The 21,995-nt window shown below is 27.1% G+C and carries 20 protein-coding genes; 4 read left to right on the forward strand and 16 right to left on the reverse strand.

Going from position 1 to position 21,995, the window contains the following annotated elements:
• Positions 1–56: 56 nt before the first annotated feature.
• The 13 genes from H8923_RS01490 to msrA all read right to left on the reverse strand — a co-directional run bounded on the left by H8923_RS01490 (position 57) and on the right by msrA (position 15,308).
• On the reverse strand, positions 57–2,069 hold the full coding sequence (locus H8923_RS01490) for an elongation factor G (protein WP_153971374.1): 2,013 nt from the start codon (positions 2,067–2,069) through the stop codon (positions 57–59).
• A gap of 121 nt (positions 2,070–2,190) precedes the next feature.
• On the reverse strand, positions 2,191–3,579 hold the full coding sequence (locus H8923_RS01495) for a GntP family permease (protein WP_153971373.1): 1,389 nt from the start codon (positions 3,577–3,579) through the stop codon (positions 2,191–2,193).
• A 37-nt stretch (positions 3,580–3,616) separates the two neighbouring features.
• On the reverse strand, positions 3,617–4,615 hold the full coding sequence (gene pdxA, locus H8923_RS01500) for a 4-hydroxythreonine-4-phosphate dehydrogenase PdxA (protein ID WP_153971372.1): 999 nt from the start codon (positions 4,613–4,615) through the stop codon (positions 3,617–3,619).
• A gap of 46 nt (positions 4,616–4,661) precedes the next feature.
• A complete protein-coding gene (locus tag H8923_RS01505) occupies positions 4,662–5,975 on the reverse strand; it encodes a four-carbon acid sugar kinase family protein (protein ID WP_153971371.1) in 1,314 nt (437 codons plus the stop codon).
• Positions 5,976–5,989: 14 nt separating this feature from the next.
• Positions 5,990–6,751, reverse strand: coding sequence for a DeoR/GlpR family DNA-binding transcription regulator (locus H8923_RS01510; RefSeq protein ID WP_153971370.1), 762 nt, complete (start codon positions 6,749–6,751; stop codon positions 5,990–5,992).
• A gap of 333 nt (positions 6,752–7,084) precedes the next feature.
• Positions 7,085–9,043 (reverse strand): sensor histidine kinase, encoded by a 1,959-nt coding sequence (locus tag H8923_RS01515; RefSeq protein ID WP_153971369.1) that lies wholly within the window; start codon positions 9,041–9,043, stop codon positions 7,085–7,087.
• 304 nt (positions 9,044–9,347) lie between these two features.
• Positions 9,348–10,196, reverse strand: coding sequence for a thermonuclease family protein (locus tag H8923_RS01520; protein ID WP_153971368.1), 849 nt, complete (start codon positions 10,194–10,196; stop codon positions 9,348–9,350).
• 69 nt (positions 10,197–10,265) lie between these two features.
• Positions 10,266–10,970, reverse strand: coding sequence for a S1 RNA-binding domain-containing protein (locus H8923_RS01525; RefSeq protein WP_187127802.1), 705 nt, complete (start codon positions 10,968–10,970; stop codon positions 10,266–10,268).
• Between the two features lie 20 nt (positions 10,971–10,990).
• A complete protein-coding gene (locus tag H8923_RS01530; protein ID WP_153971366.1) occupies positions 10,991–11,899 on the reverse strand; it encodes a hypothetical protein in 909 nt (302 codons plus the stop codon).
• Complete coding sequence (locus tag H8923_RS01535) at positions 11,892–12,857, reverse strand: hypothetical protein (protein WP_153971365.1); 966 nt, start codon at positions 12,855–12,857, stop codon at positions 11,892–11,894. The genes H8923_RS01530 and H8923_RS01535 overlap by 8 nt, the downstream gene beginning before the upstream one ends.
• An 11-nt stretch (positions 12,858–12,868) precedes the next feature.
• Entirely contained in the window at positions 12,869–13,612 is a 744-nt protein-coding gene (locus H8923_RS01540; RefSeq protein WP_153971364.1) for a hypothetical protein, read from the reverse strand.
• A 198-nt stretch (positions 13,613–13,810) separates the two neighbouring features.
• Entirely contained in the window at positions 13,811–14,290 is a 480-nt protein-coding gene (locus H8923_RS01545) for a fascin domain-containing protein (RefSeq protein ID WP_153971363.1), read from the reverse strand.
• Positions 14,291–14,381: 91 nt separating this feature from the next.
• Positions 14,382–15,308, reverse strand: coding sequence for a peptide-methionine (S)-S-oxide reductase MsrA (gene msrA / locus H8923_RS01550; protein ID WP_153971362.1), 927 nt, complete (start codon positions 15,306–15,308; stop codon positions 14,382–14,384).
• Between the two features lie 204 nt (positions 15,309–15,512).
• On the opposite strand from msrA, the gene H8923_RS01555 reads away from it, so the two are divergent.
• Together H8923_RS01555 and H8923_RS01560 are read left to right on the forward strand one after the other, a co-directional pair.
• Complete coding sequence (locus tag H8923_RS01555) at positions 15,513–16,325, forward strand: carbon-nitrogen hydrolase family protein (RefSeq protein WP_153971361.1); 813 nt, start codon at positions 15,513–15,515, stop codon at positions 16,323–16,325.
• An 80-nt stretch (positions 16,326–16,405) separates the two neighbouring features.
• Positions 16,406–17,086 (forward strand): HAD family hydrolase, encoded by a 681-nt coding sequence (locus H8923_RS01560; protein WP_153971360.1) that lies wholly within the window; start codon positions 16,406–16,408, stop codon positions 17,084–17,086.
• A 63-nt stretch (positions 17,087–17,149) separates the two neighbouring features.
• On the opposite strand, the gene H8923_RS01565 is transcribed toward H8923_RS01560, so the two are convergent.
• Positions 17,150–19,117: a [FeFe] hydrogenase, group A gene (locus H8923_RS01565; RefSeq protein WP_153971359.1), complete on the reverse strand. Its 1,968-nt coding sequence runs from the start codon at positions 19,115–19,117 to the stop codon at positions 17,150–17,152.
• A 195-nt stretch (positions 19,118–19,312) separates the two neighbouring features.
• Here H8923_RS01565 and H8923_RS01570 point away from each other — a divergent pair, with 195 nt between their 5' ends.
• Together H8923_RS01570 and H8923_RS01575 are read left to right on the forward strand one after the other, a co-directional pair.
• Positions 19,313–20,122, forward strand: a complete 810-nt coding sequence (locus H8923_RS01570) for an acyltransferase family protein (protein WP_153971358.1) — start codon at positions 19,313–19,315, stop codon at positions 20,120–20,122.
• Positions 20,101–20,406, forward strand: coding sequence for a hypothetical protein (locus H8923_RS01575; protein ID WP_153971357.1), 306 nt, complete (start codon positions 20,101–20,103; stop codon positions 20,404–20,406). Before H8923_RS01570 ends, H8923_RS01575 begins: the two co-directional genes overlap by 22 nt.
• 2 nt (positions 20,407–20,408) lie before the next feature.
• On the opposite strand, the gene H8923_RS01580 is transcribed toward H8923_RS01575, so the two are convergent.
• On the reverse strand, positions 20,409–21,143 hold the full coding sequence (locus H8923_RS01580; RefSeq protein WP_153971356.1) for a uracil-DNA glycosylase family protein: 735 nt from the start codon (positions 21,141–21,143) through the stop codon (positions 20,409–20,411).
• A 29-nt stretch (positions 21,144–21,172) separates the two neighbouring features.
• Entirely contained in the window at positions 21,173–21,889 is a 717-nt protein-coding gene (locus tag H8923_RS01585; protein ID WP_153971355.1) for a DUF434 domain-containing protein, read from the reverse strand.
• Positions 21,890–21,995: the final 106 nt, after the last annotated feature.

A 21,995-nucleotide genomic window follows, 5' to 3' on the forward strand; every position in this document is an offset into this window, starting at 1 on the left:
AATTTATGATGGTAAATACTTTGTTTTTATTATTTAAGATTCTTATTTTAATCCTCTTATAAGCAATGCATATATTCTTCTACTTTATCTGCATCTACACTATAGGCTTGACCCTTGGAGCAAAAAATAGAGCTTGAAGTATAGTCCATATCTGCATTTTTATTGTAATTTATTTTTTCTAAAACTACTTCAGTGTTATGGCAAACATCATATCCATCATTTATATAAGAAATACTTCCACTCCCCTTACTAAATAACATTATCTCCATAGAGTAATTCATAAATGTACTTACTGGACCTCTTCCATTTATAATTACTCTATCCTCAAAAACTTGAGGTTCCTCAAATTCTCCACTCATTTTTTGTATATCAGATAGAACTCGTCCGATATAATCTATATTTATTTCTATTTTAAATTTATAATATGGTTCTAGTAATATATTTTCAACTTTTTCAATACCTTGCCTTAAAGCTCTAAATGTAGCTTCTCTAAAGTCTCCACCACTCGTATGTTTATTATGAGCTCTTCCATCTAATAATGTTATTTTTATATCTGTAATAGGATATCCTCCTAGTATTCCTCTATGCTCTCTTTCAAATATATGAGTTTTAACTAAATTTTGATTACCTATACTTAAGTCATCTACTAATGCTACGCTGTCAAAACTTATCCCACTATTTCTTTTTGTTGGCTCTATTTTTAAATAAACTTCAGCATAATGTCCCAATGGCTCAAAATGTCCACATCCCTTTGTAGCTTTACTTATAGTTTCTTTGTATAGTATTTCACAAGGTCCAAACTCTATATCTAAATTAAACCTACTTTTTACAACCTCTTTTAAAATTTCTAACTGAATCTTACCCATAACATGTACGCTTATTTCTTTTAATTTTTCATTATAACTTACACATAGCGAAGGTTCTTCGCTATCTAAAATTTTAAAATAACTGTAGATTTCATTAATATTTAAAGATTTATCAAATATTACTTTTGATTTCATATTTGCATTAATTTCAACATTAATCTCATCTGTAATATGTTCAATATCACATTCTTTTATGGTATTACTAAATACATAGTTTCCACTTACTGCATTATTGATGCCTGTTACAGCAAATAGTTGACCCGCACTTACCGTATTCTCAGTAGTAAACTTTTCTCCATTATAAATTCTTATTTGATTAATTTTATCATAAGCATATTCATGACCATCATGATTCACATCCATTAAACTTCTATATTTAATCTCATCTTTTACAGATAAATTACCTCTTAAAGCTTTTATATATGTAATTCGTTTTTTATTTTTTTCATTAATAACTTTATACACTTTACCTATAAATTCACTATTTTTATCATAATTAGTATAAGTAAGCATGTGTACTTTATCTAATAATTCCTCTATTCCAATATTATTTAAAGCTGACCCAAAAGAGCATGGATATATTTCACCATCCTTTATCATCTCTTTAATACTATATATCCATAGTTCTTTTTCATATCTTTCATCTAAATATCTTTCACATAGGTTCGCATCTCTTTCAGCAATAAATTCTATGAGATTATTATCTAAATCATAATCATATTTTTCATTAAATGAATTGCTAATATCTATAATATTTTCACTTAACTTGGATTTTAAATCTTCAATAATCTTATCTTTATCTGTACCAATTCTGTCCATTTTATTTATAAATATAAAAGTAGGAATTTTATATTCATTTAATAATCTAAATACTGTTTTAGTATGTGATTGTACACTTTCTACCCCACTTACTATTACAATAGCATAATCCATTATCTTTATAGCTCGTTCCATCTCTGGAGAAAAATCCATATGTCCTGGAGTATCTATTAAATAGTACTTTGAACCTTTATATGTAAAATTTCCTTGATTAGAAAATATTGTTATCCCTCTAGATTTCTCTATACTATGACTGTCTAAAAATGTATTTTTATGATCTACTCTTCCTAATTTTCTAATTGATTTTGTATAGTAGAGTATTTGCTCACAAAAAGTAGTTTTTCCAGCGTCTACATGAGCTAATATTCCAATAGTTTTATTCATGTTTCACCTCTTTATATATTTTATAAACTGATTATATCACAATTAAAATCTTATTAACTTACAACTATAAAACATATCTATAATAAGACAAAAAGCCATAACAAATGCTATGACTTTTTCTTTATAAGATTATATTTAATATTAAAAGTTCAATAAATCCTACAGCCCATACTATTGTACTAGCTATAGAGTAAACTCTTATTTGCTCTTTTACCTCAGTAACCCCTAAAGTTCTATTTACAACCCAAAAATACGAATCATTAAAGTGAGAAAATACTAATGAACCTATACATGCTGATAAAACTGCAAGCTCTGGGCTAAGCCCAAGTGTCGCCATCATAGGTGCTGTTACAGATGCTGCTGTTGTCATCGCAACAGTTCCACTACCTTGAATAAGTCTTACTATCGATGCAATTGCAAAAGGTATTACTACTGCTGGAAGTGGTGTACTTGCAATAAGTCCTGCTATATAGTCTCCCGCTCCACTATCTCTTATTATCATACCTAAAGCTCCACCTGCACCTGTTACTAACATTATAACACCTGCAGATTTTATACCTTTTTCCATTGTAGTAGTTATTTCTTTCTTATTCTGCTCCTTACCTAATCCATATATAGCAATTATAAGACCTATTCCAACAGCTATTACTGGTGCTCCTAAGAAATTAATGAACTCTATTAATACACCTTCATATCCAATTTGAGTACTTACAGTTTTTATAAGAATTAATATTATAGGTACCATAATTGGCATAAATGCCATAAAAGCTGATGGTAAAACTTCATCTTCTCCAACTAAAGTATATGCTATTTCATCTTTAGGCATAGACTTCAAATCATCTTTTGTTAAGTATGTTTCTCCATCTTCAGAAGGTATTCTGTACATCCTATCACCTAGATATCTAGCATAAGCAAGTCCTACTAATGTCATTGGTATTGCACAAACTATCCCCAGTAAAAGTACAGTACCTACATTTGCTCCATATATTCCAGCAACCCCTACTGGACCTGGAGTAGGCGGAACTAAAGAGTGAGTTATAACAAGACCTAGGGCTAATGCTAGTCCTAAAGATATTACTGATTTCTTTGTATTTCTAGAAATTGATTTTGCAAGTGGTGATAAAATTACAAATCCCGAATCACAAAATATTGGTATTGATACTAAGAATCCTGTTATAGCTAAAGCTAATTCTTCTTTTCCTTTGCCTAGTTTTTTAACAAATATTTGTGCCATTTTTTTTGCCGCACCCGATACTTCAAATATTTCCCCCATCATTACGCCAAAACCGATTATTATACCTATGCTACCTAGTGTATTCCCAAAACCAGTTGTTATACTATTTACTACATTACTTGCTGGCATCCCACCTACAAGCCCTGTAATTGATGCTGATATTACCATACCTAAAAATGGATGTATTTTAGTTTTTAACATTAGAAATATTAATATTGATATTCCTAACCCTAATCCTAATAGAATCTGTGGTCCTGCTCCAACTGTTTCATTCATAATAAATTCTCCCTCAAATTTTATAAACTAACTTATTCTATCTTTTATTAAATTTAGGAGCATATTCTCCTGCTAATCTTATCGCTTCTACTAAACTTATTTCATTAGCTATATTCTTCCATGCTATATCGAATGCTGTTCCATGGTCCACTGATGTTCTTAAGAACGGCATATTATTTGTTAAAGATATAGTTCTATGAAAATCTACTGTTTTAGTAGCTATATGTCCTTGGTCATGGTATAAAGAAAGCACTGCATCAAACTTTCCTTCTAATCCAAAGAAGAATACTGAATCAGCTCCTATTGGACCAACTACATCTATACCTTCTTTTTGTGCCCTTTCTATAGCTGGCTCTATTTCTCTTTCTTCATCTCCAAATAATCCATGCTCTCCACAATGAGGATTAAGTCCTGCAACTGCTATTCTTGGATTTTCTATCCCTAAAGCTCTTAAAGCTTCTTTAGATCTTATTATAAATTCATACATATTTTCTTCTGTTACTAAATCACATGCTTTTCTTAATGATACGTGTCTACTTAAGAAGAATACTCTTAAGTTTCTAACTTGGAACATAGTTAATGGGTTATATGTTTTAGTTAAATCTTCTAATACTTCTGTATGACCTATGTATTCTACATCTCCAGCCTTAAATGATTCTTTATTTAATGGTGTAGTTGCTATAGCTGCAACCCTCTTATTCATTGCATAATCTATTGATTTTGCTAAGTATTCAAAAGCAGCTTTTCCACACATTCCACTTACTTTTCCTGGCTCAAACTTATCCATATCTATATTATCTAAATTTATAAGGTTAATAGTTTCATTATTATATATACCATCTTTTGGATCTTCTATAAGGTTTATTTTCATATCTACGTTACAAACTTCTATAGCTTTTTCTAATATATTCTTTTCTCCAAATACAACTACATTTGCATATTCATTAGTTTCTTTTCTTGCTATTGATTTTACTACTATTTCTGGTCCAATTCCTGCTGGATCTCCTAAAGGTACTCCTATAAATTCTTTACTCATATTAACTCCTCCGTATTTAATCTATAAATTTGTTTATTTTATATATTTACTTTACATAATACTGTGTAGATACTTTCGTTAAAAGATAGTCTATGCATAAAGATAAGGTTTTCTGATCTCCAATAAGACCACCTTTTGTAATTGCTGGCATGTTAGGGTATTTACCACCAATAAACCTACCATACACAGCAAGAGGAATTACCTCATCTTTTATATCAATCCCTTTTACTCCTAACTTTTTCATGACCTCCATAGTTACATCTCCACCACTTGTGTACAATGCTCCTATTGATGACTTAGATATTTCTAGTGCTTTTTCTGTTATCTTAGCCAGACCTATATTTATTTTTACTGAAATTGCTTCTTCATCTAAATTTAAACCTTTAGATAACTCCTTTAGATCAAGCACTTCATCTTCTCTAGTAGTTGTTGAAATTCCTATTACATTTGATTTATCTTCAATTAATTTTTCACTTATAATATTCGTTACTCTTTCTATTTCATAATCAATTTCTTCATCATTGATAAGTTTTAATGAATCTACTTTTATTAATGCTGGTCCTTTATTTGCTACTAAATATTCTATTTGGCCAATAGTGGTTTTAGATACACTTCCTATAGCAAAAAATACCTTCTTCCCTTGTTCTACTACTGAAGCACCATACTTTTCATTCATAAAACTTTTAGTAAATGGTCCTGGGTCTACAGGAATAATATTTAAGTTAGTCATATTAGAAGCTTGAGCAATAATATCAATATCATCATTAGTTACTGCATCTATAACTATTATTCTATTACCTTCATCTACAAGAAGATTTATTTTTCTACTTAAAAAATCCTCTCCTCTTAATACATCATTAATTTCAATCTTCCCAACCCTATACTTAGTTTGACTCTCAATTATTTCATTAACATTTGAGTTCCTTACAGGACATTTTGGATCTCTTGCAACTAATGTTTTTTGAAGAGGCACTGAATTGACAAGTAAGAATCCACCAATAGATATTCTCCCTGAATCTGGATAAGATGCAACTACAATAGCAATTGAGTCTTCATCATTGTCTAAAATTGCATCAATCTCGCTACCTATATTCCCCCTTAAAGTACTATCTATTCTTTTTGCATAAATGGGATTTAGGTTCTTAACTCTATTAACTTCTTCCATTACTTTTTTATAAGCATCTTCTTTAGTTATTCCCCTGCTATCTGTACTTATTGCTACTATATCATACTTAGACATATTATCTCCATTAAGTAACTTTGAATCTATAAATGTTGAACATTTAAAACCTTCTTTTGCTAACAAAACACTTGTTGCATTTGCACCTGTAAGATCATCAGCTATTACATATAGTTTCATTTGTGCCCCCTAAGTTAAATTATTTTTATATTTACACCTTTATTAGCAATTTCATATTTAATATCTTCATCTAACCCTTCATTTGTTATAACTATTTCGAAATCTTTCAAGCTACATATTTTGGCAAAGCTTCTTTTATTAAACTTTGAGTTATCGGTTACCAAAACTCTATGCTGAGATGAATTCATCATAGCCTTCTTTACTTTAGACTTATCTGATAAAAAAGTAAATAAATCCAAATCTTCATTTATAGCACTTGCACCCACAAAGCATATATCTGCATTTATGTTATTTAAAAATTCCATTGCATGACTATCTATACAGCTACCTATATTACTTTGAATTCTTCCTCCTGTGCAGTATACTTCTATATTTTCATATTTCATAAGGTATGCAGCTATTAAAATATCAGTCGTAATAATTTTTAAATTTTTTCTTTCAACTAATTCTTTCGCTATCTCCATACAAGTAGTTCCTGCATCTAATATAATAATTGAATTATCTGAAACTAACTTAGCTGCTTCTTTTGCTATTTTTACTTTTTCATCTATATTGCTTTTTTCTTTATCTTCATAACCTTCTTCCTTAACCATATTAGAACCAATAACAGCTCCACCAAAGACTCTAGTCAACAGTCTATCTCTTTCCATTTTATCTAAATCTCTTCTTATGGTCATTGTAGCTACATCAAATATTTCAGCTAACTCATTAACTGTTGCATTTTTGTTTTTTAGTATATATTCATAAATTTGTTTATGTCTATCTAATTGAAACATCACTACACCTTCTTTAAAATATATTTCATTTTATGTTTATGTAAGTTAATTTATGTTATTTTATGTTTATCTTCATTTATATTATTTCATATTCCTCTTATATTTGCAACACTTTTTATTCATTTACTTACATTTAGTGTATAATATTATTATAAATAGTATATAACATTAAAAAGACATGCCTTAATTAAACATTTTGGCATGTCTTTCACAATTTATTTAGTATTATATTTTTACTTTACATACCCAATATTGAAATCAATTATGTTAAATAACTTTTCATTATTTAAAAATCTTCCTAAGTATTATTGGCTATACATATAACTTACTGAATTACTCATCTTTATTGTATATATCTGAAAGCTCTATCTTGCTAGTATAATCTAATGGTACATTCATAAGATTTTGATTTGAATTTTCCTTATCTACAAAACCTTGTGGTATTTTTATTATAAATTTCGTTCCTTTATTAATTTCACTTTCGACATTAATGCTTCCATTATGTATGCCAACTAGGCCTTTAACTATAAATAGCCCCAAGCCACTACCTTCATGTTCTCTTTCTAAAGAAGGATATCGTTTTGCTTTTTTAAATTTTTCAAACAAATGATCTTTAGTATCATTTGACATTCCGATACCATCATCTTTAACTTCAATGATAATATCCTTTCCTGCTTTTTTTAAATTTACATATATATGTCCCCCATCATTAGTAAATTTAATTGAATTAGATAAAAGATTAAGCATTATCCTTTCAATTTTACTTCTATCAATTGCTGTTATTATCTCCTCTTCTTCTGTATCAAATATTATTTCTATATTATAAGAGTTCGCTAAATCTATAACAGACATTGTAACATCTTCAACTACATCAACAATATTTTCATTTTTAAAAGTAGCATCAACATAACCAACCTCTATTTTACTAACATCTATTAAATTATTTATTAATCTAAGTAATCTATTAGAATTTTTATTAATTAAATTAATCTGTTTTTGAAAAAATTCTTTCTCATACTTATCATTATATACTTTTAAGTTTAGTAACTTATTTGCATTTATTATAATATTTAATGGTGTTCTTAATTCATGTGACATAGTAATTATAAAATCAGTTTTTATTTCATCTTTTTCTATTGATTTTCTTAATAACAATTTATCTTTTAATGAGTTTTTCTTATTAGAAGAATACATATAAATCAAAGTAGTAATTCCTAATATAACTAGTAGTATACTAACCCAAATAATTATCTCTAAATACCTAGGTACTAATAAATCAAATGTGCCCTTATTTATAATCACACTATTCTTAGGTAATAATAAAGGGTCTATATTATATTCTCTTAATGATTGAAAATTAAATATGGCTGTATTAAAAGTACTATATGTTGGAGTAACCATTTCTTTATGCTCACCATTTATTGTTTCTTCTAAAAATACCGCTGCTATTTTTCCTAACTTACTCTCATCATTAACTATCCCTCCAATGGCACCTGCTTCTACATAAGTCTTCAATTTACTATATATAGGTACATCAGTAACTTTTTTGATTTCTTCTATAATATTTGTCTCATTCATAAACTCTCCATCGGCGAAGTCTTTATATGTTACACATACTATAATAGCGTAAGAATCATCTAATTTATTTATTTTATCTTTTATATCTTCAAAGGTATCACTCTCTATTGTACACATACTAAATGGTCTTGATGTAAACTTTGTTAGATGACTTATATTTTTCTTTATCATATTACTATAGATACTATTGTTTAAAAGTAAACATATATTTTTAACGTCACTATTTAAATTAAGTATTGTATCTAGAAAAAATAAATTATCTTGATACTCAAGTATTCCCGTAATATAGTTCTCTTCTTCTGAACTTAAAGAAATATAGCCATTAACCCCTACAAATACTATAGGCTTTTTATACATAAAAAAGTCTTTATTAAATAAATTATGTCTAGCAAAATTCAATGCTTCATCGTCAATAGTCAATATGCAATCTATGTCTTCATTCTTATACTTTATATTTAATAATTTCATAAAACTCTCGTTATAAATATCTGAATCAGAAGAAGTGCTATCTAAAAAATCTACTTTTACATTAATATTTTTTAAATTTCTTTTAACTTCCTCAACTATAGAATGCTCCCATTTATTTTCAGAATTATACGAACATAAAATTAAAACATTTTTCTTGCTTTCTTGACTATAAGAGTTTATATAAAAAAATGAAATTAAAATAATTATAGCTAATAATAAAATACTAAATTTCCTTTTACAAATCATAATTTTAGCTCCTAATCTTAATTTAGTATAAAATTATTTTATGTTGTTATATGTTATTAATACTGTTAAAATATTCAATTCTATATTTATTTTAAAGTTATATTATCAATTAACTTAAGACTTTTTACAGTTAAAATATAAAGGCGTATCTTAAAATAAATTTAAAATACGCCTTTATATATAATTATATATATATTTACTTAATATTTTTAAGACTCAACTGTCAGTTTCCTAATATATTAAGTATTTATTCAATATATTATCGGTATTTTATAGTTCAGTCTTAAATCTGCCCTATATAACTTTAGCTATAACAAGTTTTGCATGCTGAGTATCCAGATTCTTTTGCTTCTGATTCAGTCATTTTAGTAGAATTTTTCATTCCATGAGCTTCTGGAGTAGAGTGATATTTTTTTGAAGAAGTATTTGCATACACCGATATAGAATTAGTATTTATATCATTTTCTACAGTGGGTGCTAAGCTTTGATTAAATCCTTTATCTGTTACATATCCATATATTGACCATATATTCTTTTCACTTTTTTGAGCCTCATATTGTGCTTCTTTCATTTTATCTAAGTGTCTAACTGCATCATATATATATCCTACTCTAGCTAAGCCTTCTCTAACAACTTCTTCATTATACATTTTATAATCTTTATTTCCTGTTGAATCATACCATAAGTATCCTAAATAACGACCATATTTATCTGTTTTCGATCCATCTGTTTCTACATAAACAACATTACCTCTTTTAATATTATTTTTAGCAAAACTAGTAGCAACATCTCCTAAGTATTGTTTTTCCTTAGTATCTTCTGGGGTATCTATTAATAGTATACGTAAACTTTCATTAGTTCCGTCTTCAAATTTTAACTTTACAGTATCACCATCAATAACTCTATCTACAGTAGCTTTTAGTACATATTCAGGTACATTTCCATTTTTTAAAGCTTTTTTAATCTCATCATAAGAAAGTACTTTTGATTTCAAACTACTATTTTCTGTTGCAGTATCTTGCATATTTGATACTTGTTGAGATACTTGAGTTAAATTTTCAAAATCACTGCTACATCCACTTAATAAAAGTGAAAGTGAAAGAATTCCTGATAGTAGTATATTTTTAGTTTCCTTAGTTGTTAATAACCTCATAATATGTCTCCTTAATTTAATACATTCATTTATAATTATATTATATCATAAGGAGTGTAACATATATTTTTACACTAAATCAACTATAGCCCCTCTAAGTATACCTTTTTCAAGATCAACTTTTTTTATCTTACACACAACTTTACTTCCTTCAGCCTCATTTTCTCCTATATATCTTGCATTACAAAGCATATCCATACCGTTTATTACTCCTACAAAACAACTACCATTTACAACTTCTTTTACAATTCCAACAACTAAATTTCCTTTTTTCAAATCTTTATAATTTATCGGATATTTACTCTCATATTTTTCTTTCTTTTTTACACATATTCTACCATCCATGCTTATTTTTCTAAACTCTATACCATAAATTATATCTCCTTCTTTATAAACATCACTAATTGAGCTATAATCACAAGAAAAATCACAGTTTGTAATTAATCCATTTACTCCGTATATAGATAAATATGCACCTCTATTTATTATCTTAGTTATCTTTGCTTTATTTATTTCATTACTTTTTAATTTTTCTATGACTATTTTTCTTTTTATATCACTAACTTCCTTTAAAGAAATTTCCCCCTCTTTTAATTCAACATAATTAATACTTTTTCCTATAAATAAGTCATATTGAATGATATAAGGTATTTTATATTTTTCAATTTTATATTCCAATTTATTTTTTTCATTATTTAATACAATATAATCAATATCATTCTTATCATTATAAATAATTTCTTTAACCCTTGCGCTCTTTATATTTTCAAACATCTTCTCTCCCATTTATTATTCTAGATTGCTATTTCTTCTATAATAATTCCTTCTTCAATTGCTAAGTTTTTATTAGTAATAACTACATTAGATAAATTTAAATCCCTATGTTTAAGCTCACCTTCTACCATTTTCATATAGTCATAATTTATAAATACTAAATTTAACTTTACTTCTTCAACATCCAATGAACAATATTTATCTATATAAGCCCTATTTTGTATAAATTTACTAAATCTCTCTATATATATACATATTTTATCTATTTCATCTTCAATAATAACTTTTATAAGATATGCACAATTTATTTCATTATCTAAATTAAGCATCATATCTATTTTTAAATTTAAAAATACTGAATTTCCTAGTTCTATCTCTTCATTATTAAATTCTAAATATTCTCTAATTCTAAATCTATTTTCTATACCTATTATATTTGACTTTGATAATTCTCTTAAGTATATCTCTGTACAGATTAATGACTTTACTACACTATGAGGATGTATCTGAAACATGCTATCATAAGTTTTCCTTTGGCTAGTTAAATCATCAACTCTAGGATTTATATCTTCATTTGAATAATTATTTAATAAATACATACCTCCAATATCCAATACATAACAAACTACTTCTCCGTACTTTTCATTATATAAAGTAATCTCATTAATTAAATTATACGATTTATTCAATTTTTCTAACCGACTTGACCAATTTTTATTTAGTCCTATAATAGAAAAATATCTATGAATTTGTTCTAAAGTTGCCATTTTAAATTTATGTAAAAATTCACATAATCTTATATCCATAATAGATATTTCCAAACGACCATTTACACTATCATTAAATCCATTTATTACGCACTTAGCTATTTCATTATAACTCGTTGAAATATGACCACATGATATTTTTAAACTATAATTACTATGCATTTAACTCACCTATGCTTTCTTGTATAAAACTATCCATAAGACTTATATTATAAAGCTCTTTACTATTATAAGAATTTCCTTTAAATGCAGCTTTTCCGTTTAAGAATTGCATACTTAGTACTTCATCATATGTATATAAGACTGTTGTATTTATATGAAGTGACGATATTCTAAGTCTTCTTGCTACTACTTCTAACATTTCTCTATCTTCGCAGATAAATATTAATTTTGGTTTTTTGTCTAATCCATGAGAACTTCTTTTACAAGCATCATTTGATAAGTACCTTTCAAACTTTAATATCTTCTTTAAAAAACTTGTTTTTAAATCACTTTCTCTTACAATATCTACAATAAAGCATTCTTTTCTATCACCATATTTTATAGTAAATTCTAATTCTATATTCACACTTTCTAGAACCATATATCTTTGACACGGATTCAAAGTAACGTTAATAACGTTTTCAAAACCATAAGATTGCACTAAATTAATATAAAAATCTAAAGACAGTATATTTTTTAATATTCGCTCAGGACTTTTGGCAATATCTCTTACCATCCATTTTCGACTATCAATAGCTGAATAATTTCTTAGTATTTCAACTAAATTTCTACTAGAGCAATATAATATATTCTCTTCTTTTATACTATCGTCTTCAATAGAATTCTCACTCTTTAAAACACACCTTTTTAAAATATTCTTTTCTATTAAAAAATTTATATCTGATTCTTCAAATTCATTTCCTGATAAATCCATGTATTGTTTTATTTGATTCAATGTTGCAAATTTAAATCCATATATGAACTTACATAATTCAATAATCCACTTACAATCTTTATTTATTAATTCTTCTTCTAAAAGAAGATTGTAGTCATAACTTATATCTAAATCTAAAATTTCTTGATAATACCCCTCAGATATTTTATATCTTCTATCAGTATCTAAATTAAAGTACTTCATCTATTCTCCCTTTACCCTTCAATAATTTTAACTACCTTACCTCTTAACTTATTGTTATCTTCAACTAATTTAGAAACAGTTGTAAGCCTTACTATAACCTTACTTCCTATTTGTATATCTTCTTCTAGTTGATCTGGTATTGAACATATTACATCTCTATCATTCAATATATAAACAAAACAAGCTGTAGGCATAATGGTTCTTATCGTACCTTCAAATTCTTTTCCTTTTTTCAAATCTTCTTTTTTTACTCCTCTTTCAGGACTATTTAGCTTAACATTTAACTCAACTTCTAAAGCAGTTTTTTCAACATATTTTAATTTTAAATTATCTATCATATCTCCTTCTTTGAAAACTTCAAATATTCTCGTATTATCTTTAAATATATCTTTGTTTAATGCTTTTACTTGAGTACCATTTATATTAATAAATGCTCCCCAATCTAGTATTTTTTCTATAGTTCCCAAAGTGTTGTGGTATAAATCTTTTTTTATCGATGCCATAGTATTTTTAGAGTATTCAATTTTACCAAATATTAAATTATTTTCTCTATCAATATGTTCTACAACATAATCTACAACTTTACCTATATATTTTTTCTTATCAATTTTATACTTTGGATTATCTTTAACTAAAACCCTTTTATCAGAACTTATTACGAACATATCTTCTTCAGTTTCATCACAAGCACCATACATTATTATAGTTCCCTGTAATATTTTTTTAAAATCATCCCTTATTTCAAACCTCTTCAATAAAACACAACTCCTCTAAACATACTATTTCCATTTATCAATATCACATATATTAACTAAAATAATAAATTAGTTTGTCTTTGTATGTCAATATATTTGGATAATTTTGTATTATTATATAAAAAAATGATTGTAAAAGTGTAATTTATAATAATACACCTTTACAATCATTACTACTTCGTAATTAAAATTTTTATTTTAATAATATTTAATTAATCTAAATTTAAATGTTGTACTTTCATTCATAACGTCTTCATCAGCTATAAGTACACTATCTTCAGATCGTACTCTTATATACTTTCCATTTGGTGCTTTTAATGAATATAGCATATTCTCTACTCTATCAACCTTAAATGTAGATGGCCCCTGATTATCTATATCGACTACTAAATATCCATCTTTATTTATTCTTAAAAATCTAGATCCGTGTAATCTTATTAAAATATTATTATCTTCTAGTAATATAATACTAAATATCTTCCCAGTCAGAGGAGTATCTCCTATTGCATAAAAAAACTCATCAAAACCTATTTCTACAAATTTTTTATTTGAAGCAGATTTTATTTGAACTATTAACAATTCTTTTCCATCTTCTAAAAACGGTGGTAATTCTATAAAGTATGTTGGTGGAAGGTTTAATGTATCTTCTGGCATTATATCTCTTCTATTCCTATTCATTCTTAGCCCCCTGATGTTTTGTATTTTATTTGATGCACTACTTTATTTTATGATATTTTTATGCTAAGGTTCCAAACGAAGTGATTTACATTTATTTAAATATTTTTAGGTATTCACCATACCCCATTTCTTCCATTTTTTCTTTAGGAATAAATTTTAAAGCTGCAGAGTTTATACAAAATCTTATTCCACCCAACTCTTTAGGTCCATCATCAAAAACATGTCCTAAATGTGAATTTCCCTCTTTACTTCTAACTTCTATTCTTTCCATTCCATGAGAATAGTCTCTAACTCCAACTAAAGCTTCTTTATTTATACTTTTTGCAAAACTTGGCCATCCACACCCTGAATCAAATTTATCCTTTGATGAAAATAACACTTCATTACTTACTATATCTACATATATACCATCTTTAAAATTGTTATAATATTCATTTTTAAAAGGTGGCTCTGTCATATTATTTTGAGTAACTTCATATTGAATATTTGTCAAGTTTTTTCTTGCCCAATTTCTTTTTACAAAATCAAATCTACCAGAACCTTTATAATATCTATCATAATGCTCTGGATTTTTTTTATAATAATCTTGATGATACTCCTCTGCCTTATAAAACTCTTTAGCTGGTAAAATGCTAGTTGCAATAGGTTTATTGTAAATTTTACTTTCTTCTAATTTTTTCTTTGATTCCTCAGCTAATTTTCTTTGTTCTTCATCAAAATAGTAAATAGCAGTTTTATAATGCTCTCCCCTATCATTAAATTGTCCTCCCTCATCAATAGGATCTATTGCATTCCAATATATATCTAAAAGTTCATTGTAACCTATTATTTCATCATCATAAGTTATACAGATAGCTTCTCTATGATCAGTAATACCAGAACATACTTGCTCATATGTAGGATTCTCTAAATGTCCTCCTGTATATCCTGAAACAACATCTATAACCCCTTCATATCTATCAAATGGCTTTACCATACACCAAAAACAGCCACCTGCATATATTGCTTTTTTTATCATTCCAATCAACTCCTTATTTTATGTTCATAAATTTTTAATCTAGTTTATTTGTTATTTATATTTTCTTGAGTATGTACTTTTTTTATTCCCTTCTTAGTTTGTATTTAATCTAATTTATTAGATTTTGTCTTCATATTTCTACACTATAATATTTCTTGACTATGCTACTATAATATTAAATTCTCATATAACGCGGAGGTTTCTATGAATAAGTTAAAAGTAGCAATTATTCAAATGATCGTAGTAAAAGATAAAATGAAGAATATTGAAAAAGCCAGTGATTTTATAAAAAATGTTATAAAGGAAGATATTGATATCGCAGTTCTTCCAGAAATGTTTTTATGCCCGTATGATCAATCAAATTTTCCAATATATGCAGAAAAAGAAGGTGAGATATCATATTTATTATTATCTGAGATAGCAAAACAAAATAATATATACTTAGTTGCTGGCTCTGTTCCTGAAAAAGACGATGATGGAAATATTTTTAATACTTCTTATGTATTTGACCCTAATGGAATTAAAATCGCTAAACATAGAAAAGTACATTTATTTGATATCGATATAGAAAATGGCCAGTATTTTAAAGAATCTGATACTCTTGATGCAGGAAATGAAGTTACTGTATTTGACACTAAGTTTGGAAAAATAGGACTTTGCATTTGCTATGATTTTAGATTTCCAGAATTATCTCGTCTTATGGTGGATAAAGGAGCTAAGGCAATAATTGTTCCAGCTGCATTTAATATGACTACAGGACCTGCCCATTGGGAACTTTTATTTAGATGTAGAGCTGTAGATAATCAAGTTTATACAATTGGATGTGCTTCAGCTAGAGATAATAGTGCTACTTATATTTCTTATGGTAATTCTATAGCCGTATCTCCTTTTGGAGAAGTTTTAGTACATATGAATGAGAAAGAAGGCTATAGCATTTCTTCATTAGATTTTGATTATGTTGATAAAGTTAGAGGTGAGTTACCTCTAATAGCTCATAGACGACTAGATATATATTAGTATTATAAATATTAAATTTGAAATAATCCTAAACTCTCTATATAATCTATTTTATATACTAATGATTGGAGTGGATTAAAATGTATAAATGCTGTATTTTTGATTTAGATGGTACCTTAGTAGATTCAATAAAGGCTATTAATCATACGATAAACTTAACTTTATCAAAATATAATTTAGGACCAATTAGTGAAGAAAACTGTAAAATTTTTGTTGGTGATGGATATAAAAAATTAGTTGAAAGATCTTTAATTCACTGTAAAGATTATGATTTAAAACACTATAAAGATGCTCTTTTAACTTATACGGAATACTTTAAAATCTACTGTATGTATAAAGTAAAAGCCTATGATGGTATAAAAGATCTACTAAATTATTTAAAAAATAATAATATAAAAATTACTGTTTTGTCTAATAAACCTCATAAAAGAACTATTGAAAATGTAGAAGTTATATTTGGAAGTGAGTATTTCGACTATATATCAGGTGAAAGAAATAATATAAAAAGAAAACCTAACCCTGAAGGTGCAATTATTATTACTAGAAAATTAAATATATCTCCAAAAGATTGTTTATACATAGGTGATACTGATACTGATATGAAAACTGGAATCGGTGCTAATATGGATACTATTGGAGTTACTTGGGGATTTAGAAGCCGTGAGGAGTTAGAAAGCTATAATCCAAAATATGTAGTCGATCATCCTAAGGAAATTATTGATATTATAAAAAAATCATGTGTTGAAATCAATAATTTATAATTTAAATAACCCAAGGTGTATGAGTAAATCTTAATTTAATACCTTGGGTTATAATTTTATATTTTACATATCATTATCATTTATATGATCATGTCCTCTTTTAGGTCTTACAAAATATTTAGTATGAAGTAATTCATGAGCCTTGTTGCTCATTGGATGATCTAAGTATTTATCATATATCGCTTGTACAGCTGGATTTTCCTTGGATACTCTATGATCCTTATCTCTATCTATATTATTTAAACCATCTCCTCTTTTTCTCAATACTTCCTCTTTATTTTTTCTTACTTTAGGTTGACCACCGCCACCTATACATCCTCCAATACAAGCCATTATTTCTATAGCATGGAAAAATTCTTCTCCTGATCTAATCTTATCAAGCATTTTACCTGCTTCTTCTAATCCATGAGCAACTCCAATACGAAGTTTTATATCCCCTACTTCAACTTCACAAGCTCTAAACCCATCCCATCCTCTTAATGAATGAAATTCAATATTATCAATTCTCTTTCCTGTCATATTTTCAAGTGCAGTTCTAAGTGCAGCCTCTATAACTCCACCCGTTCTACCAAATATAATACCTGCACCTGTATATTCTCCCATTATATAATCTATCTCTTCTGGTTCTATTTCTTTCAAATCAATTCCAGAGTCTCTAAATATTTTAATAAGCTCTCTTGTTGTTATAACATAATCAACATCATAGTTCATACCTCTAGAAAATTCTGGTCTTGATGCTTCATATTTTTTTGCAATACATGGCATAATTGCTACTGATGTGACATCATCTCTAGTCATACCATGTTCTTTTGCCCATATATCCTTAGCAACAGTTGCAAACATCTGCATAGGTGATTTAGCTGATGACGGAACATCTAACATATCTCCATAATTTTGTTCAATAAATTTAACCCATGCTGGACAACAAGATGTAAGCATAGGTAATTTTACGCTTTTATCTCCTGAAAAATATCTTTCAAGCCTATCTTGAAGTTCTGCTGCTTCCTCCATTATGGTTAAATCTGCGGCCCATGTCGTATCAAAAACATAATCTACCCCTAATTTTCTAAGTCCTGCTGCAAGCTTATTTTCAACATTATCACCTGGTTCAAATCCAAAAGCTTCTCCTATTGTGACCCTTACTGCTGGAGCCATTTGAGTAATTACTAATTTATTAGGAGTCGATAAGTCTCTTAAAAATTTAAATGTATTATCCCCTGCTGTTATTGCATCTACAGGACAAACAGATATACATTTACCACAGTGGGTACATCTATTATAATCTATATAATGTTGACTTCTTAACTCTCCATGAATACAACTAACCGGACATGCTCTTTTACATGCTCCACATCCTATACATCTATGTGTAATAGTTAACTTTATAAGATGATTACATTGAGATGTATAGCACTTATTTTCATCTATATGCTCTTCTATCTCATGATAAAAATTATCTATTATTTCTTCTATTATATTATGTTTTTGCTTTAATTCTTCTTTTACAGATGATGCTAATGTTCTCAAAAGATAAATATCTCTCATATTAGAACGGCCTTTACTTATTCTATCTAAGATTCTCCACATTCTTTTTATTTCATTTTCAACGGCTTTATATTTTTCATAGCTACCATCTTGCATTCTTCCTAATAAATAATCTATGTAGTATCTTGCATACTGGATTATACAGTCCTCTTCAGATAAAATTATTATTGTTCTTGTTGTATTTTTATCAAATAAATTAAAGTCCAACTCATTATTTAAGCTTTCCTTGCTTAAAAAACCACCAAAAGGAATACCCAATTGAGCTGCTTTAAATTCACTTTTATTTAATATTCCACCACATAAATCTATTATATCTTGCAAAGTAGCCCCCTCTGGAACATCAATAATACCTGGATTATTTATCTTTCCAGAAACTGCTACCTTTCTTTTACTATCTATTGTTATTTCTTTTAATTCATAATCACTAAAAACAGAAAATACAGATCCTCGTGCGCTTTGTATCATTATAGGACTTTTATCTGGCATAACTTACACTCCTTACATTACTAAAAATTGTATTATATTTTTAAAATATCCCATTTGTATGAAGAGTATACTAATAATAGAATTCCTGTCTTTATTTTTATAATAAATCATTAGGAAAATATTTTCTTTTAGATTTAATTCTATGTTAAAATAAATTTAGATGTTTTCACTGATTATTAATTCATAGGAGGTTTTATGAGAAGGTATGAGATAGATTGGATTAGAAATATTAGCATATTATTACTTTTTATTTATCATACATCGGCTATTTTTTGTCAATTCGGTGACTTTTATATAGTATCTGAACAAACTAATATTTTTGCTAATATATTTATATTATTGTTATTTGTTTGGTACATGCCAATGTTATTTTTCCTAGCAGGTGCTTCTACATATTTTGCTTTAGAGAAAAGAAGCCTAAAAGATTATTTACAAGAAAGAATTAAGAGATTACTAATTCCTATATTATTTGGAATTATAGTTTTAATTCCACCTCAAACATATTTGGCTAGGCTATGGAGAGGAGAATCAAATTTAAATTATTTTGAACATTTAAGATTTTTCTTTACTAATATAGGAGATTTTACTGGATTTGATGGTGGATTTACTCCTGCCCACTTATGGTTTATAGCTTATCTATTCATAGTATCTGTAATAGGAGGAATTATAATTTCTAAAATCTTTAAGTCTAGTATTGGTACTAATTTACTGCCATTAATAAAAAAGGTTCTACTAAGTAAGCTTAGTATTCCTATACTTTTATTAATGGGATTTGCATCTGATATATTCCCTTCTATAATGGGAAAAAGCATAGTTGGATGTTTAACAATTTTTATATTAGGATATATCATTTATCAAGATCATATATTTATTGAAAAAATAAAAGAAAATAGATATAAGTTTTTATTTGCTTTTATTTTTACTGGTTTTATTGGTATTATTTATGCCTTAGTTTTAAGAGAAGAAAAATTAAGCATTTTATCGTGGGTTGTTGTGGATTATTAAAAAATATAGTTTTAATATCTGCTATCTCTTCTATAATTGGATTTAGCAGTATTTATTTAAATAAGAACAGTAGAGTTTTAAAATATTTAAATAAATCTGCATTTCCTATCTATATAATCCATCAGACTATTCTTCTTTTAATAGCATTCTTTGTAGTTCCTATTGTTAAATCAACGACTTGGGCTATGCTAATAATAATATTATTCTCTGCTTTATTTACTTTTGCAGTTTATGAATTATTAAAAAATATAAAAATATTCAATGTTCTTCTTGGTATGAAGTAACTTTACTTTAAATAGTTTTCTATTATTTTCATCATATTATCTTTATTGTCTCTTAGTTGTGTTAATCTATGAGCATTTGCTCCTGATGGGTGTGGAAATCCTCGCAGTATTTGCTCTTCTTTTATGATATTTTTATTAACTAAATCATCTAATACCTCCTCTACAGCTTTACCTAGAGGGATAATAAGAACATATCCTAATTTTTCAATATTTTCTCTAATATTTTCATGTACATATTTCATTAAAAATTCACTTTTCATTAGCTTTGGACTATGCCCTGTATAATTATTTCCTTTAGAAAAAACTGAATATGGTATCAGTGACGTCGTATGAAGTAAGTAATCTCTTTCTTTAAATAATTCATCACAGCTATTTATATTTAAACTTTTATTAAGATTTATTTCGTCTAACATATTTATTATATTTTTTCTTAAACTTCCGCTAAATCTCCCTGCAACTTTACAATCATACTTTATTTCTTCTACACTTTTCCCTTGTTCAATACCATCTCTTGCTGTAGCTATAGCTGTACTCATTTGTTGAAATCCCGGTGTTATACCTACAATGAATATTTTTGCATTAGGATTTATATATTCATTGTGTGGAGCATAATAAATCTCCAAGTAATTATCTTTATCTATAAGAAAATCTTGTGTTAAAATTTCTTCTTTTGTATATTTATTTTTAATTGGTAATAACTTTATTTTATCTATGTATTCATCTAATGTATATTTCATATTTTACCTTCCTTAATTAAAATACTATTTTAAGTTTCACTTAAGTTAATAAGTTCTGCTGATTTTATATATTGATTTATTATACTCTTATTTAAATTAAAGTAACTTATACACTTATCAATTATTACAGAATCACTACTAACAACTCTATCTAATTTTTCTAGTATTACATCTGCATTATTTACAAGTTCAACATATGTATTAAAATTCCAATTTTTTGCATAATTCATTATTTTACTTTTTAAATTACCCGAATTTGATACAGGAGAATCAAGATATATAACTACATCTTTTGATTTTACATATTCTAAGAATTTACCTATTATATCTAGTGCTGCATCAGTTTTATCAATAATTTTATAAGTCCCTCTTAATCCCGCTATATCTCTAATATTATCATCGTCACAAAAAATTAAAGTTCCTTTAGATAATGCTACTTCAATAGTTATTATCAAATTGAACCCATCTATATATATAGGTCCATCTTTAATTTTATCTATACTTAAAACTTTATTTTTCCTATATAAACATTTATCGCTAGTACAAGTAGCTCTTTTTAATGCATCTCTTTGTCTTATAGAAAATTGATATCTATCTCCTACAAATGTTATAACTGATGGCATTTTATAGTCTCTATCTATAAGATATCTAATCTCCCCTTGTGCTTTTTTCAATCTTATAATTTCTTTATTCGAAAACCATCTTTTATCATCCTCACAAAATCCTCTCCTTGATACTTTAGTCATTATATAAATTTCACCCCTTAGCATTCTTTATAAAGTTATTATTTCAAGGTAATCATATTTTATAAATATTTTTCACTCTAAATAAAATATTAATATAATTGCATAA

Origin of the sequence: Romboutsia faecis (genome assembly GCF_014323405.1) — a bacterium.
Lineage (GTDB): Bacteria > Bacillota > Clostridia > Peptostreptococcales > Peptostreptococcaceae > Romboutsia_E > Romboutsia_E faecis.

Bases quoted from the DNA above. Each gene is read 5' to 3' on its own strand.
- H8923_RS01490 (WP_153971374.1), bottom strand. From the start codon at position 2,069: ATGAATAAAACTATTGGAATATTAGCTCATGTAGACGCTGGAAAAACT.
- H8923_RS01495 (WP_153971373.1), bottom strand. From the start codon at position 3,579: ATGAATGAAACAGTTGGAGCAGGACCACAGATTCTATTAGGATTAGGG.
- pdxA (WP_153971372.1), bottom strand. From the start codon at position 4,615: ATGAGTAAAGAATTTATAGGAGTACCTTTAGGAGATCCAGCAGGAATT.
- H8923_RS01505 (WP_153971371.1), bottom strand. From the start codon at position 5,975: ATGAAACTATATGTAATAGCTGATGATCTTACAGGTGCAAATGCAACA.
- H8923_RS01510 (WP_153971370.1), bottom strand. From the start codon at position 6,751: ATGTTTCAATTAGATAGACATAAACAAATTTATGAATATATACTAAAA.
- H8923_RS01515 (WP_153971369.1), bottom strand. From the start codon at position 9,043: ATGATTTGTAAAAGGAAATTTAGTATTTTATTATTAGCTATAATTATT.
- H8923_RS01520 (WP_153971368.1), bottom strand. From the start codon at position 10,196: ATGAGGTTATTAACAACTAAGGAAACTAAAAATATACTACTATCAGGA.
- H8923_RS01525 (WP_187127802.1), bottom strand. From the start codon at position 10,970: ATGTTTGAAAATATAAAGAGCGCAAGGGTTAAAGAAATTATTTATAAT.
- H8923_RS01530 (WP_153971366.1), bottom strand. From the start codon at position 11,899: ATGCATAGTAATTATAGTTTAAAAATATCATGTGGTCATATTTCAACG.
- H8923_RS01535 (WP_153971365.1), bottom strand. From the start codon at position 12,857: ATGAAGTACTTTAATTTAGATACTGATAGAAGATATAAAATATCTGAG.
- H8923_RS01545 (WP_153971363.1), bottom strand. From the start codon at position 14,290: ATGAATAGGAATAGAAGAGATATAATGCCAGAAGATACATTAAACCTT.
- msrA (WP_153971362.1), bottom strand. From the start codon at position 15,308: ATGATAAAAAAAGCAATATATGCAGGTGGCTGTTTTTGGTGTATGGTA.
- H8923_RS01555 (WP_153971361.1), top strand. From the start codon at position 15,513: ATGAATAAGTTAAAAGTAGCAATTATTCAAATGATCGTAGTAAAAGAT.
- H8923_RS01560 (WP_153971360.1), top strand. From the start codon at position 16,406: ATGTATAAATGCTGTATTTTTGATTTAGATGGTACCTTAGTAGATTCA.
- H8923_RS01565 (WP_153971359.1), bottom strand. From the start codon at position 19,117: ATGCCAGATAAAAGTCCTATAATGATACAAAGCGCACGAGGATCTGTA.
- H8923_RS01570 (WP_153971358.1), top strand. From the start codon at position 19,313: ATGAGAAGGTATGAGATAGATTGGATTAGAAATATTAGCATATTATTA.
- H8923_RS01580 (WP_153971356.1), bottom strand. From the start codon at position 21,143: ATGAAATATACATTAGATGAATACATAGATAAAATAAAGTTATTACCA.
- H8923_RS01585 (WP_153971355.1), bottom strand. From the start codon at position 21,889: ATGACTAAAGTATCAAGGAGAGGATTTTGTGAGGATGATAAAAGATGG.